General features: G+C 62.5%; 11 protein-coding genes and 2 tRNA genes. 4 read left to right on the plus strand and 9 right to left on the minus strand.

The genetic code is table 11. From position 1 onward, the window contains the following. Positions 1-23: 23 nt before the first annotated feature. The 5 genes from V5E97_RS10590 to V5E97_RS10610 form a co-directional block, all read right to left on the minus strand. Positions 24-1,334 carry a hypothetical protein gene (locus tag V5E97_RS10590; RefSeq protein ID WP_406699290.1) on the minus strand — a complete coding sequence of 437 codons (1,311 nt, stop codon included), beginning with the start codon at positions 1,332-1,334 and terminating at the stop codon, positions 24-26. A 156-nt stretch (positions 1,335-1,490) separates the two neighbouring features. Next, entirely contained in the window at positions 1,491-1,886 is a 396-nt protein-coding gene (locus V5E97_RS10595) for a rhodanese-like domain-containing protein (protein ID WP_406699291.1), read from the minus strand. A gap of 78 nt (positions 1,887-1,964) precedes the next feature. Further along, positions 1,965-2,660, minus strand: coding sequence for a hypothetical protein (locus V5E97_RS10600; protein ID WP_406699292.1), 696 nt, complete (start codon positions 2,658-2,660; stop codon positions 1,965-1,967). Further along, positions 2,657-3,181: a sigma-70 family RNA polymerase sigma factor gene (locus tag V5E97_RS10605; RefSeq protein ID WP_406699293.1), complete on the minus strand. Its 525-nt coding sequence runs from the start codon at positions 3,179-3,181 to the stop codon at positions 2,657-2,659. Before V5E97_RS10605 ends, V5E97_RS10600 begins: the two co-directional genes overlap by 4 nt. 662 nt (positions 3,182-3,843) lie before the next feature. Beyond that, positions 3,844-4,239, minus strand: coding sequence for a hypothetical protein (locus V5E97_RS10610; protein ID WP_406699294.1), 396 nt, complete (start codon positions 4,237-4,239; stop codon positions 3,844-3,846). 591 nt (positions 4,240-4,830) lie between these two features. On the opposite strand from V5E97_RS10610, the gene V5E97_RS10615 reads away from it, so the two are divergent. Both V5E97_RS10615 and V5E97_RS10620 read left to right on the plus strand, forming a co-directional pair. Then, positions 4,831-5,847, plus strand: coding sequence for an alcohol dehydrogenase (locus V5E97_RS10615; protein ID WP_406699295.1), 1,017 nt, complete (start codon positions 4,831-4,833; stop codon positions 5,845-5,847). A 976-nt stretch (positions 5,848-6,823) separates the two neighbouring features. Further along, positions 6,824-7,303: a hypothetical protein gene (locus V5E97_RS10620; RefSeq protein ID WP_406699296.1), complete on the plus strand. Its 480-nt coding sequence runs from the start codon at positions 6,824-6,826 to the stop codon at positions 7,301-7,303. Between the two features lie 201 nt (positions 7,304-7,504). Here the strand turns inward: V5E97_RS10620 and V5E97_RS10625 are convergent. Continuing rightward, positions 7,505-7,577, minus strand: a tRNA-Lys gene (locus tag V5E97_RS10625). Positions 7,578-7,809: 232 nt separating this feature from the next. Beyond that, a complete protein-coding gene (locus tag V5E97_RS10630; protein WP_406699297.1) occupies positions 7,810-9,132 on the minus strand; it encodes a hypothetical protein in 1,323 nt (440 codons plus the stop codon). Between the two features lie 206 nt (positions 9,133-9,338). Between V5E97_RS10630 and V5E97_RS10635 the strand changes: the two genes are divergently transcribed. Further along, a complete protein-coding gene (locus tag V5E97_RS10635) occupies positions 9,339-10,103 on the plus strand; it encodes a UvrB/UvrC motif-containing protein (RefSeq protein WP_406699298.1) in 765 nt (254 codons plus the stop codon). 37 nt (positions 10,104-10,140) lie between these two features. Here the strand turns inward: V5E97_RS10635 and V5E97_RS10640 are convergent, their stop codons facing one another. Both V5E97_RS10640 and V5E97_RS10645 read right to left on the minus strand, forming a co-directional pair. Next, positions 10,141-10,980, minus strand: coding sequence for a dihydroorotate dehydrogenase electron transfer subunit (locus tag V5E97_RS10640; RefSeq protein ID WP_406699299.1), 840 nt, complete (start codon positions 10,978-10,980; stop codon positions 10,141-10,143). Positions 10,981-11,178: 198 nt separating this feature from the next. Continuing rightward, positions 11,179-12,975 carry a pseudouridine synthase gene (locus tag V5E97_RS10645; RefSeq protein WP_406699300.1) on the minus strand — a complete coding sequence of 599 codons (1,797 nt, stop codon included), beginning with the start codon at positions 12,973-12,975 and terminating at the stop codon, positions 11,179-11,181. 351 nt (positions 12,976-13,326) lie between these two features. Here V5E97_RS10645 and V5E97_RS10650 point away from each other — a divergent pair. After that, positions 13,327-13,399 (plus strand) — tRNA-Ala (locus V5E97_RS10650). Positions 13,400-13,535 lie beyond the last annotated feature (136 nt).

Here is a 13,535-nt window from a genome sequence, read left to right on the forward strand (position 1 = left end):
CGCCCTTGGGGCGATGAGGTCGATCAGCGGGGATCCGCTTGAGCGGAGGGGGGTGGCAGTTCCCGAAGGATCGTGCGAATGACCTGCTTTTCCTCGGCGGGCAAGTAGGCGTATTCTTGCGTCGATGTTGCGGGATCGAGAGCCCGTTCCAGCTCGAGATCAACAAAGCGTCTGAGCGGCTGGGGAAGCCCCGCGAAGGCCGGCGAGTCGATCATGTACGAGCAGCGGTAACGCATGAGGCGGGTGCGCAGGTCCAGGTCGCGAAGCGAGTGGCCGTTGGAGGCCACCCGGCGCTTGGCCAGAAAGTCGGTCTTGAACTCGTTGGTTCCCGACACGCCGCCTGGGGGAAGTGGGACCTCGTCGGCGAACAGCAGGTATCGGACAAGGTCACGCGCCAGCGATTCCAGGTCGGGTTTGATCGCCTCGATACGGCCGGCATTGTCGTGGAGGAGCACCCGCGTGCGATAGGTGGCGGTGATGGCGCGGTTGGTGAATCCGACCTGGTGTTCGTGGAGGAGCTGCGGAAGAAGTTCACTGGTCGGCAGGGGGTAGCGGCTCAGGTCGAACAGTTCGCCCGGTTCCATCGGCCTTTCCTTCGTGCCGGCCTTGGTCCGCTCGATGAGGATGTTACCCCAGTGCTGGGTGAACTCGGGCGCTCCGGTCAGCAGCCAGCCGCCGAAGCGCTGGTCCAACGGCACGCCGTGCCCGCTCAGGTCGCGTCGGAACGCTTTCTCACCGCCACCCGTGATGCTCGGCACGACCGATTCGATCACCAGTTGCGGGATCTCGTTCATTAGCGGTGTCGCGTGGCAGGTCAAACACGAGGCGCTCCGCACGATCCGCGGCGCTTTCCCGGCCGAGGGTCGGCCGAAGAGGGAGAAGATGGCGCCCAGCGCAGGGTCGATCGAAACCACCTCGAGCTGTCCGCCCGGCACGAAGCCGACATACGTGTCATCGTTGAAGTAAAGTGCCCGCGGTCGCCGGGGCGAGATGATCGTTTTCTGAAAGCTCGTGGCCGAGGTGACAAGCATCTGCGAAGAAACGGGGATCTCAAGCGCATGCAGCAGGCTCCGCAGCAACGTGAGCTCATCGCTGGCATCCAGAGTCACCCGGCCCGCGTCGAGGTCAGCCTTGAGGCGAGAGAAGCGATCCCGTGTGGGCAGCGTGTCGTAACCGTGGAGCGGATTGTTGACACCGAGCGGTTCGACTGCGTGAGTAGGCTGGCCGAGAGCGGCAACACTCAGCAAGGCGAGCACGGGCACGAGCACGGAAGATCGCCCCCACGAGGCCACGATGCTCCACAACTGCAAGTGAACGCGTGCTGGCTGGATCATGCCCTTCCTTTCGAGGCGGCTCGGACTGGAAGTTGGGTTGAGGCCGGCTGGCCTTGGGCAACCAAGGAGACGAAGCGAAGCCGGGCAGCCGATGACGGCTGCCCGGTCGTTCCCACTCGGAGGGTCAGCGTATGATGACCTGAATCAGAGCTGCGATTACTTCGCGGTTTCCACCGTGGCGCCAGCGGACTTCCAGCCGAGGATGCCCTTGGAGTAGTGCTTGATGTTGGTGTACCCGAGTTCTTTCGCGGCGCGGGCTGCCGAGCGGTACGCGGTGCAGCGTTCGTTCGCGCAGTAGGCGACGATCAGGGTGGACTTGTCGGCCGGGAGCTTCGAGGCCAGGTCCTTTTCCGTCTTCTCGAAATCGATCGCGGTGGGGATGTGGCCTGCCTTGTAAGAGTCCGACCCGTTCGCGTCGAGCAGGGTCACCTTCTTGGATTCAACGGCCTTGACCAACTCGTCGTGGGTGATGTCGGGGTAGGTCGGATCGGCGGCCTGAACGGTTCCGGCTCCGATGACCAAGGCCACGGCCAGTGCAAAAGCATGTCGCATCAAACTCTCCTTGGGTTGAGAATCTTCCCTAACGTGAGGGGAAGGAGTGGGGACGAACGGGTTGATACGAGGAACGCGCTAACGCTGAACCTCCAGACGAGTGGCTGCGAGGAGCGGCCGGCCGTTCTCGGTGTGGACGGTCCCTTGGGCGAGAACCGGGAGGGGAGTGCGGCCGCATCCCTGTGTACGATTGAAATCACGACGGACCGCATTATCGTCCAGAAAGAGCGTTTCCTCACGCCCCTCCTCGCGGATGCGGACCGCCGGCTGACATTTCTCGGTCTCATGAAGCGTGCAGTGGACGCAGACGACCACCCCACGGAGCGAAATCTGCGTCGCCCCTGCCGTGCCTGATCTCAAAACGCTGAGAGTGGGGAGCAGGGGCCTGGCTTCGTCTCGTCTTGAGGAGGGCCATTGGGAGACGAGTGCGGTCGACAGCAGAATGACCGCGGCGATCACCGCGGCCAACCCTCTATACTTGCGCCGGGCCGGCGGTTCGAAGGCGAGGGGAGGCGGGAGAGGCGGCGTATCCACCTCGGCCGTTACGCCCGTCTCGACGCTCAGCCGCGATTGAATGCCTTGCCAAAAGGCCTCGGCCGACCGCCCTGGCGTATGCTCTTGGGCCAGGAGATCCGAGAACATCAGATGTCCGCGGACGTCGCGTAATCGGTCCGGATCGCGTTCGAGTTCCCAGCGAAGCTCCTCGGCGTCCGCCTCGGAAAGGGAGCCATCGAGCAGTTGGCCGAGCAGTTCGTGATAACGCGTCTCGGTCATGCCCACATCTCTCCCATTTTGCGCTCGACACAACTCTTGACGAGCAGCCGGAGGCGGAGCAGCCTCTGGCGCAGGGTGTCGGCACGCGTCTGCATTCGCGTGGCCATCGTTTCGGCGAGTTCGCCATCGGCGTAGCGCCGCAGGAGCAACGCCCTGCCGGCTTCCGGCAACTCTTGCAAGCAAGAACGCAAGGCGTCGAGCCATTCCGACGCGGGCGTCGCGAGTTCCGGCTCGGCCCGATCGATCAGGAGATCGGCCAGCCCGCCTGCGAGCAGTCGAGTTCGCCGTCCGGCCTTGCGACGTTCGTTGGCGGCGAGGTGCCGTGCGATGCCCCGAAGCCAGCGCCCCGCATCACGGCTGGGATCCCAGTCCTCAAGCTTTCGGTAGGCGACGAGAAAGGTCTCCTGAGCGAGGTCATCCACGCCGGCCTCGTTCACCCCCAACGCCCGAATGAAAGCACGCACCCCGGCCTGATAGTCTCGGACCAGCATCTCGAGCGTGGCACCGCGAACGTCCGCCAACGCACGATGATCCCGTTGCGATGTCAGGCCAATCCCAGTTGATGTTTCCGGTGTGCAGACGGGTCTCGGTGGCAACGCGGTCCTCCGGAATGCCTCCCGGTCAGCAGCTCCTTACCTGGCTTGGAGTTGCGTCGCAGCTCAATCCTCTCGCAACGGGGCAGGGGACACAGCTTGGAACCTGGCCATTCCTCGGTCTCGGCTCGGCATCGCTCGTTCTTCCCCCTATTGTCGCGAGCGCGCCGGGTGTGACAAAAAAAATGGGCCCATTGCGATCGCGAACGGGATCTGACGAGGCTCGTAAGTGATCGCGTTCCCGCGGTATCGCCGGGCCGACGACTGCCACGGGTTGGGCAAATTCGTCGCCATGCCCCCTGTTTAGAATTTTTTTTTGATTTTTTTTGGGGTGGGTATTTCTGGGTGGTCGATGTGCCGCAGCCATTGATTGAGGTGTCGACCCCCATCAGGGAACTGCGTCAGCCCCGAGACTGCGGGCGGTCCGCCCGCTCTTGAGTCGAAGAGAAAATGCGGGCCGGGCGTTCGCAGTCCCAGGGGAGAAATCTCGGCATCACGCAGGGAACCATGCTCGGACCATGACTGGGCGATCCAGATCAGGGCGATTCCGGCGATCGGAAAGCAAGCCGAGGGCGAGGACTTTCAACGGCTTAGGCCGTCACTCCTTCTTTCTCCAGCCGTTCCAACTCAGCATGGCTCCGGTCCAATCGGTCGAACGTCCCCTGATCCAGGGATCGGGGATGGCTGAAGCGATCCCGAAGTTCGTTTGCACTCACTTTGGACGCTTCTTTGATGTTGTGGCGGTTTTCCGGGGTCGCCAGGTTGGCCGCGATCGCTCCCAGTTCGGTCCCACCGGATCCGCCGGGGCCCAGTTCGATCCCGCTGAGCGTGCACATGCTCCGGAATTTATCTTCGCCGACCAGGTTGTGAATCGCGGCGAGCGAGACCGCAAAATCCTGGCGATGTTTTAGATATTCTTTCTTCTTTCGACCACTGGCCTGATGAGAAGACTCGGAATGATCGGCGGATCCTGCCGGATGGTCCATGTGGGAATTCCCTGTCGGTTGGGCTTTGAAGAAGATCAGTTGCCTTGCTCCCGTCGCAAGGCGTTCGATTTGTATTTTTCGTTGTGGCCCGTCAATTATAGGGGATTATTTTCCATTGTCCCAGCCGACAATTGCCGAGAATCTCGACGGCTTGGCGCCGAGGTTTCCCGCTGCGGCGAATCGTTACCACCAGCCGCCTTCAGGCTGTCGGCCTGGGCCAATTAGGGATGACATGGAATTTCGTATTTAAATAATGTGCATTGTTGTTGTGACCTGATGCAGAGGAGCCAAGGGCCATGTTTCACCCCTTCGATTTGTAGAGCTTCGCCGAGCCCGTTTTCCACACGGCGACGTGATCGGCCTTGGCGTCAGCGTGGGTCCAACGATTCTCGTGGGCCGGGCGCACCATCTTAGGCCTGTCTTTGATCGCGCTGATTCAGCAGAGGACTCAGCACGCGAGAGTGCATTTTGACCACTTGCTCCGTTTGAGTTATCGATATTCCTGTCTCGCACCTGTGGGTAGAATCGGCCAGAGCGGCTCGCGACTGACTGAGACGATGGCCAGACTTATGGATCGCGGAGGAAAATCACATGGCTCTGATGCGTGTTGCGGAAGTCTCCGGCCCCAAAGGTCCCTTTCAGATCGTGGAAAGAGAGATCCCAGAGCCAGGGGCCGGTTCGGTGCGCATCAAGGTGCAGGCGTGTGGAGTCTGCCACAGCGATTCCTTCACCAAGGACGGGCTCTTGCCGGGAATCCAATATCCGCGGGTTCCCGGCCATGAAGTGGCTGGAGTGATTGACGCCGTCGGCCCTGGAGTCGCGGGATGGGAGCCCGGTCAAAGGGTGGGAGTCGGGTGGAACGGCGGCTATTGCGGTTATTGCGACCCGTGTCGCCGCGGAGAATTTTTCGCCTGTATCCGGGGCCAGCTCACTGGAATCACCTATGACGGTGGGTATGGGGAGTATTTGGTTGCCCCTGCCAGTGCGGTTGCGCTTATGCCGGCCGAATTGCCGCCTGATGAAGCGGCTCCGCTGATGTGCGCCGGTCTGACCACGTTTAACGCATTGCGAAACAGCGGAGCACGAGCGGGCGATGTCGTTGCCGTGCTCGGATTGGGCGGTCTCGGACACCTTGGCGTCCAGTACGCCGCTAAGATGGGCTTCCGCACGATCGGTATCGCGCGGGGGAAAGAGAAGGAAGCGCTTGCCCGACAGTTGGGCGCATCGATCTACATCGACAGCCAGTCGCAGGATCCGGCGGCGGAGCTCAACAAACTGGGCGGTGCCAAGATTATCCTGGCGACGGTGACCAACGGCGACGCGATGAGCGCGGTCCAGGGCGGTCTCGCGGTGAATGGTACGATGCTAGTCATCGGGGCCGCGGAGTCGATGCAGGTGTCCCCCGTCGCGTTGCTCTCGGGGTGTCGATCCGTCAAGGGCTGGTATTCCGGGACCTCGATCGACTCGCAAGACACTCTTGCTTTCAGCGTGCAGGCGGGGGTGCGATCGATGAACGAGATCTATCCGCTGGAACGTGTCTCCGAAGCCTACGACCGAATGATGAGCGGGAAGGCTCGCTTTCGGGTCGTCCTGACGATGGGAGAGTAGGCCACGGAACTGGGAGCAACGGGAAAAAGAGCGTTCCGGTAGGGCAAGTTTGAACAACCTGAACTGGCTGATGGAATGCGTCGGCCGGGTTCCAGGCCGTTCAAGGGAATTTTACGCTGACGGCATGCGTCACGTCTCGATGAGGGATTGGGACCAACTTCCCGATTCGCCGACCATCACCGTACGTCACGATGACTAGCAAGTAACGTCGAAACTGAACATCCCTGAGTAGCCGCCCCGAGTGTGAAACGGTCTCGCTGAACCCGACTCTGACACGCATCTGCTGCCCGGTAAAAGGGTCGGCCGAATCCGCGTGCAACGAATCTCTGGGCGGTCTAAGTTGCTCGAGGCATTCTATTATGAGATTTTCATCCCAGAATGCTTCGCAAGTTACTGCTCGGATTGGGGCTTGCGAGATTGATCGAACTCGGATGGCCAGATCGTAGTGCCCGTCACCAATGGCCAGGAAGAAGCAGGAGTCGAGGCACCAGAGTGCCACGGCGATCCCAGCCACGATCGTCATGCTTTGCCGCACCGTGAACCGCATTGCACGATATCTCGTGATTCTCGTCGGATCGATCGTCATAAGGCGATTGAGGGACGTCCCAGACCAGAGACTCGATGGTGGCACCGAGCACGAAGCCGATTGCAATGGATTTATGTAAGCGTAAACATGCTATTTTTTGTAAATGATAATAATAAAAAAGTTTAATGCGTGTCGGTCCCAGAGGCACGCCAGTCGAGGTGAGGAATCAAGGTCGAGGACGAATCCGAGTATTACGGCGACCGTGAAGATGACCAATTGGCAGAACCAGATCCGGATCGGGAATCGTTGTAACAGCCTTGTCGTCAGCGTCCCTTCCGTGATTCACAAGTCGATCTGTCACTATCGTCCCAATGCGCTCCGAATTCACGCGAGCGTTCGTCGCCCCTGCTTTGGAGTAAACAGTAGCCAATATATCCGAGGAGAAGTTAAATGCGTGAGAACCGCTTGACGATAGCCAGGCTTCTGGGACTGATCCTGTTCTTTGGGGTCATCTTCGCCGGTTTGCGTTCAGGATCGAACGACTGGTTCAAGTTGACTTACAGCCTCACCTTCCTCGCTTTAGTCTATGCCGCGATCGCAGCGAGGTATCGCGGGGCATTCTGGTATGGCTTTGCCGTCGCGGGCTGGGCTTACTTCGTGGTTGGCTTTGGACCCTGGATCGGTTCGCCACCATTAACGGAACCACTCCGTGCGGTGAACAGGAACCTCGTCTCCTCCGTGGTCCTCGAAATCGTTTCCGGCACGATGTCCAGACACGATTCATCGCCTTCGGGCTCGAGGTCGATGCTGTTTGCAATGCATTGGGCCAATCGCGATGGGATTGGCCACTGTGTGTTGACGGTCCTCTTCGCCATTGCCGGGGGCCTGGGCTCCAGGTCCTTGGCTCGAAGTCGCACGTCTGAAGGCTAATGAGCCGACAGTCCCGTCCTGGTATTTGAGAGTGTCGGCTGGTTCTGATCGGCTGTCGCACTCTTGACGAGGTCATGCTCGGTGGTTGGCTTCGCCAACGGAGCAGGTTCGATCGGGTTCGAGCCGAAGCCCTGAGATGATAGAGCTTGAAGTGGATCAACAAAAAAAAAGCCCGTCTCATGATGAGACGGGCTTCAAGAATGCCTCCCGTAGGACTCGAACCTACAACCCGCTGATTAAGAGTCAGCTGCTCTACCAATTGAGCTAGGAAGGCGGCCCTCGTTGCTGGCCGAGAGTCGAATTATGCCACAGAGTGACCGCGATATCAAGACCCTAGTGGCAGAGTTTCGCAGACAATCTCAGTGGACGACTTTTGGAGTTAAATTTAGCGTGATTTGCGACAATCATGTTTGTTTAGACTGTATTTAGGCAGGCGCAAGGCGTTTGAGACGGCGAACCGGCGGGGACTCCGGTGGAGGCCCCGCCTGGATTCACCGCGATTTGGGTTAGGCGGGGCCGAGGCCGTACAGGTCGCGCGGGGTGTCGTGGAGGACTTGGTGGAGGAGTGGCGGGAGGTCGACTTCCTCGTAGTAGCCCGACGAGACCAGGTGGGACAGGGACGCGGCGATGGCCTTTTTGACGACTTGGAGTTTGCCGTAGGTCCATTCGACGGAGTTGGCGTCGCTCAGGAATCCGCCGAACTTCGCCATGGGCACCATCTCCACCCGCATGCCGAAAATCTTTTCGATCGTGGCCGGGAAGAAGTTGTGCCACCAGTAGCCCGAGGCATAAACGTTGGGGAACTGGCGGGCCAGCACGGCCGTCTCGTGGGTCAGCACGTCGGAGGCCATCATCAGGTCGAACCGCGCATTGCCGAACTGGTGGAAGGCGCGGGCCATCTCGCTCGTCCAGTTCTCCTGGAACCGCGGGATGCTCTTGCCGTCGCAGAGGAAGGACTCGGACCCCACTGCAATCTGGAAGGCCTTCTGGTGGTCGTGGTGCCAGCCCAGGATTTGCCAGGTGACGAACCGGACGAGTACGTCAATGTCCTGGTCGGTCAGCGTGCCGTTGTTCGCGGCCTGGGTGAGCACGCGATGCGTCTGGAGCTCGTCGGGGGGCAGGAACCGCTGCTCGATCGGCAGGTACGTATTCGTGAATCGGACCGGCCCGGTGATCGTCCGGTCGAGCCAGTCGCGAAGCAGGCGCGACAAGCCTTCGGTGGTCGCGGGGCGCTCGCCGAGGAGCTGGACGAGGGCGTCGTAGTACGCCGCCTTGGTCGTCCGGCCGGTGAAGAACGGGTCGAGGTTGGTGGCGGTTCCCGGGCAGAACAGGTAGTGGGCGTCGAGCGTGAACAGGACGTTGGCCGGATTCTTGGCGGGGTCCGCGCTCCGGTTCCCGAGGCTGGTCACCACGGTCTCGATATGGCATCGTTCGCCCAGCACCGTGGAGGCCCAGGTGGGGTCTTGTCCGGTCTTGGCCACCGCGTCGAAGAGGTCGCGGTAGTTCGACTCGGTGAGCTCCGGGTCGAAGAAGTCGTAGAGGTCGCGGAAGATCCGGTAGAGGCACCATGCCGTCGCCGTGTTGCGCATCTTGCGGAGGTAGGGGATCGAGCGGCGAACCCGTTCGTCGGCGGGCAACTCGGAAGCGAGGTCGGCAGCCGGCATTCCGACGGCTCGGAGTTCGGTCTGGACCCAGTGGTAGCTCAACAAGCTCGCCAGGTCGGGCGCATTGGGCTGGTCGCAGCGGATCTGGGTGTGTGGGTCGATGATCGGTGTGTCAGCGATCATTCGTTCAATGCGCTGGGCCAGGCTGGGCTCGCTCGTAAACATCGTTGGCTCGAGGGGTCTGTGCACATTCGTTGAAGAGGCGGTAATTCGGTTCGAACGGCTCATCATGAAGCCCGCGTGGAGTACTGTCAATGCGGGCACGAGTTGAGACAGGGCTCTCAGGGCGATAGGATCGGCGGTCACTGTCGGATATAATGGCAATCGGTGCAAAAATCGACGGTCGACTGGGCCTTACGCAGGATCAGGTCATGCGTCGCGATATGGACGACACCATCCAAGGTTGGCCGTACGAGCCGGAGCCCGGCGAAGTGATCGCGCGTGAGGTGCGGGCTCGTGACGGCCGGATGGTCGTCCAGGTCCGGGTCGAACTCGGGGTCCTTCAGCTCGAGGTTGGGGGACGCCCCGACGGCACCCGGCCGCATGGCTTCCCCAGCTATCTTGACTACCTCCGCTATCGCGCCTCGGGGCGTGGCCAGACCGAGGCGGGGAGGGCCGCTCACTGGACGATGTCGCCCGATCACTGTGTCGAGGCCGACCGCGAGTTCGTCCAATACTATCATCGCCGGGTCGCCTGGCTCACCCTGCAGCGCTATGACAAGGCGATGCTGGACGCCGACCACACCCTGGCCTTGATGGATTTCGTCTGCAAGCACGGGATCGACGACGACTATATCGCCTCGCACGAGCGGTTCCGGGGCCTGGTTCTGTTCCACCGAACTCAGGCCGCCGCCGCCCTGGCCCTCGAAAGGCGCAAGCCCGACGAAGCGATCGACGTGGTTCGTGAAGGGATCGATCGGCTCACCACGCATCACAACCGATGGTCGGAGGAGCACAGTGACAGCGAAACTCCCAACCAGCCCCTGATCGAGCAGCTCCGCGTCCTCGAGCAAGAGATTCGCAAGAACTTTGCCGTCGAGAAAACGCTGCGAGAGCAACTCGAAGACGCGGTCGCCGAGGAAGACTACGAACTCGCCGCCAGGCTCCGCGACCAGATCCGCGCGCGGACCCGGTGAAGTGAAGTGAGCTGAGCCGAACCGACGGGCCATCCGATCAAACGGACCAGACCACGTCGGCCGCGGGGAAGATCGGGCCCTCGACGCAGACCCGGCGCAGGTCGATCGAGCCGTCCGGCTGGCGAATCGGCGCGACGCAACTGAAACAGGCGCCGAAGCCGCACGCCATGTGGTTTTCGAGCGAGAGATCGCAAGGAACCTCGTAGCGTGCGACGAGTTTTGATAAGACCGCGAGCATCGGCGGCGGGCCGCAGCCAATGACCTTCGCCGGGCGTTCGCCCCGCTCGAGCCGGCGCTCCAGGAGCTGGGTCACGAAGCCGTGGTGTCCCGCGGTTCCGTCGTCCGTCGCCAGCTCGACCTCGATTCCCGCCCGCTCAAAGTCGTCGACCCCGGCGGCCAGCGCGGCGGTTCGCACGCCGTAAAGCAAGGTGGCCGAGGTGGCAGACCGTCGGGGAGAATCCGAGCTCACTGTCTCGGCGGGCCCGAACGGCTCGTGGCCGAGCCACCACTTTCCGAGTGCCAGGAAGGGCGTCTGGCCGATTCCGCCGGCCACGAAGACCACGGGACCCTCGGGAGGAGGCCCGAAGCCGTGTCCCAACGGCCCCCAAATCGTGACGCGGTCGCCCGCCCGAAGCGCGGCGAGCGCGGCGGTGCCGCGACCGATGACAAGATAAACAACATCCACCGCCGTCGGCGTTCCGCTCGCGTCGCGAGCCACGTCATAAACGGCGAACGGCCGGCCCATCAAGGGGTCGGACCCGCGGGTGCCTCGGATCATCAAGAACTGGCCGGGAAGAATCACCCGGGCCATCTCGGGATCGTCGAGCCGGATCCGGAACGTCTCATGCGCGACCGCGACGTTCTCAAGAACGGTCACGGTCCGTTGGGCTACACACGCCGGGGCAACCGCTTCCAAAGGCCTGACCCTCAATCTCGGAGTCGGATTTGCGTCGGTTCACATCGTCCGAGGCGAGTGAATCGTGAGCATTTGGAGAAGCGGGGATCCGGGAGACTGGCTCCCGGATCCCCGCTTTGATTCAAATGCTCAACCAGCCGTCAACTTGCTCAAACCGGCTCATTCGTCGCCTGGCAGCTTCGGGCGAGGCTGTCGCGGCCCGAGTGCCGAGCGCGGGGGACGCCGCTTGATGATGTGCGGCTTATCACGAGGCTGCGGCGGGCCCTCACGCTTGGGCACACCTTCCATGCCGATGATCCGCCGGGGCGGCGGCTCAGTGCTGGGCGGCTTGGACCGCACGGTCTTCTTCGGTGCCCCTCCGCCTGTCGGTCGGCGCTGGGAAGAGGGAGGTCCTCCCCCCGGCCGCGGCGGCCGTGGCCCCGAACCCGCTCCATAAGCCGGCCGTCCCGATCCGGATTCCGACCGGCGCTGCGAAGGCGGCGGTCCATCCGGGCGTGGCGGCCGTGAGTCGTAGCTGCCCGAGTCAGGCCGTCCCGAATCCGAGGACGAGCGACGCTGCGGGAGCGGTCCATCCTGGCGGGGCCCCCGTGATCCCGAGGAGGAAGCCCCATAGGCGGGCCGACCCGTTCCTGAGAACGGTCCCCGCTGCGAAGGCGGTGGTCCATCGGGCCGCGGCGGCCGCGATCCCGAATCTCCATAGGCGGGCCGACCCGTTCCTGAGAACGATCCCCGCTGCGAGGGCGGCGGTCCATCGGGCCGCGGCGGCCGTGATCCCGAATCTCCATAGGCGGGCCGTCCCGATCCGGATTCCGACCGGCGCTGCGAAGGCGGCGGTCCGTCGGGGCGCGGGGGCCGCGATCCCGAAGCTCCGTAGGCGGGTCTGCCCGTTCCTGAGAATGGTCCCCGCTGCGAAGGCGGCGGTCCATCGGGGCGCGGGGGCCGTGATCCATAGCCGCCGCCGGATTCGGGCCGCCTCGAACCCGAACCGAGGGGCGGACGACGCGGTCCGCCCGCCTGATCGCGAGGGCCTTGAGAGTACGAGGGTGATCGCCGAGGTCCACCCGAAGAGGGCGGTCCTTCTCGCCGCCCTTGCGGCGGTCGGGAGCCATATCCCCCCGCGTTGAAATCGGCCGAGTCGCGGTCGCGGTCCCGCGGCGGTTCCGAGGCGTCCGAGGGCCTACCTCGCCCTGGAGACGGCTGCGGCCTCCGACTGCTCTGGAATCGCGTGGGGGCCACGGTCTGGCCCGAGGCGATCCGGTGGAGCATCTCGACTTCGTTCTGCGAGAGCGGGCGGTATTCGCCGAAGGCCAGGCCCTTGAGCGTGATGGGGCCCACCGCGATCCGGGTCAGAGACATGACCTTGTGCCCGAGCTGTGCCAGCATCCGGCGCACTTCGCGATTCTTCCCCTCAGCGAGGACCATCTCCAGAATCGTCGCTTGCCCCTTCTTGCCGACCACACGAACTCGCCTGGCCCGGACCTTGCCTTCCGCCAGCCAGACCCCTTCGACCAGCTTGTCGAGGGCCTCGCGATCGGGGGTTCCGGCCACGATGACCCGGTAGAGTTTCTCGACGCCGAACTTGGGGTGCGCCAACTTATTGGCGAGCTCGCCGTCGTTGGTCAGGAGAATCAGCCCCGTGCTCATCTCGTCGAGTCGACCGACGGTGTAGACGCGCTGGGGGATCTCAGGAAGGATGTCGATCACCCGCGGGCGGCCGGCCGGATCGTTATTGGTCGAAACGTACCCTTTGGGCTTGGAGACCGCGTAATAGACCATCCGCTCGAGATGGATTAACTGTCCGTCGACGGCGATCTTGGCCTGTCGCGCATCCACCTTGGTTCCGAGCTCTTTGACGACTTTGCCGTCCACAGTCACCCGCCCTTGGCGGATGACGTCCTCGCAGGCGCGTCGCGAACCGATGCCGGCGTGCGCGAGAATTTTTTGCAGTCGCTCCACACCCGCCGGCGTTTCCTGCCCCTCAGCTCGGGGATTGGGAGACTGCCTCTGTTGCGGGGGACGACCGGCCCTTGGTCTGCGATCTGGACCGTTGTTTCCCCGTTCTTCCGGCCGTGGGGGCCGTCGATTGGCCATGATGATCCGATCCTGAACAGGTTCAGGTCCCGTTGAAATTCGCGCATGAAAAAGACGAACGCCAGGCGTTCCTTAATCTGCATGATACCCCGCGCCCCGACCATTTGTCCAGGGTTCAGCCGTCCCAACGCATTCTCAGAGAAATGACCTCTCGTTTGCCGGACAATGGCTTGCGTCTGCGGCCTCGGGAAGTTAATCTAACACCCGTCAGCCACTGGGGCGGTAGCTCAATTGGGAGAGCATCGCGTTCGCAATGCGAAGGTTGTGGGTTCGATCCCCATCCGCTCCACTGACACTCTGACCCGCAAGGGACTGGCGTGTCGCTCTGCCTGCGAATCACTGTTGACATGTTCATCGGAACGTCTCACAATGGTGTTAGGGTAGGGTTCAGTCAGCAGATGCAGATTCATTGGGGGAAACTTTCC

It is taken from the genome of Singulisphaera photorubra, assembly GCF_045290345.1.
In the GTDB taxonomy this organism is placed as follows: domain Bacteria; phylum Planctomycetota; class Planctomycetia; order Isosphaerales; family Isosphaeraceae; genus Singulisphaera.

What these genes read in the sequence shown, in the direction of transcription:
- V5E97_RS10590 (WP_406699290.1), bottom strand. Translation starts at nt 1,334, where the DNA reads ATGATCCAGCCAGCACGCGTTCACTTGCAGTTGTGGAGCATCGTGGCC.
- V5E97_RS10595 (WP_406699291.1), bottom strand. Translation starts at nt 1,886, where the DNA reads ATGCGACATGCTTTTGCACTGGCCGTGGCCTTGGTCATCGGAGCCGGA.
- V5E97_RS10600 (WP_406699292.1), bottom strand. Translation starts at nt 2,660, where the DNA reads ATGACCGAGACGCGTTATCACGAACTGCTCGGCCAACTGCTCGATGGC.
- V5E97_RS10610 (WP_406699294.1), bottom strand. Translation starts at nt 4,239, where the DNA reads ATGGACCATCCGGCAGGATCCGCCGATCATTCCGAGTCTTCTCATCAG.
- V5E97_RS10615 (WP_406699295.1), top strand. Translation starts at nt 4,831, where the DNA reads ATGGCTCTGATGCGTGTTGCGGAAGTCTCCGGCCCCAAAGGTCCCTTT.
- V5E97_RS10620 (WP_406699296.1), top strand. Translation starts at nt 6,824, where the DNA reads ATGCGTGAGAACCGCTTGACGATAGCCAGGCTTCTGGGACTGATCCTG.
- V5E97_RS10630 (WP_406699297.1), bottom strand. Translation starts at nt 9,132, where the DNA reads ATGTTTACGAGCGAGCCCAGCCTGGCCCAGCGCATTGAACGAATGATC.
- V5E97_RS10635 (WP_406699298.1), top strand. Translation starts at nt 9,339, where the DNA reads ATGCGTCGCGATATGGACGACACCATCCAAGGTTGGCCGTACGAGCCG.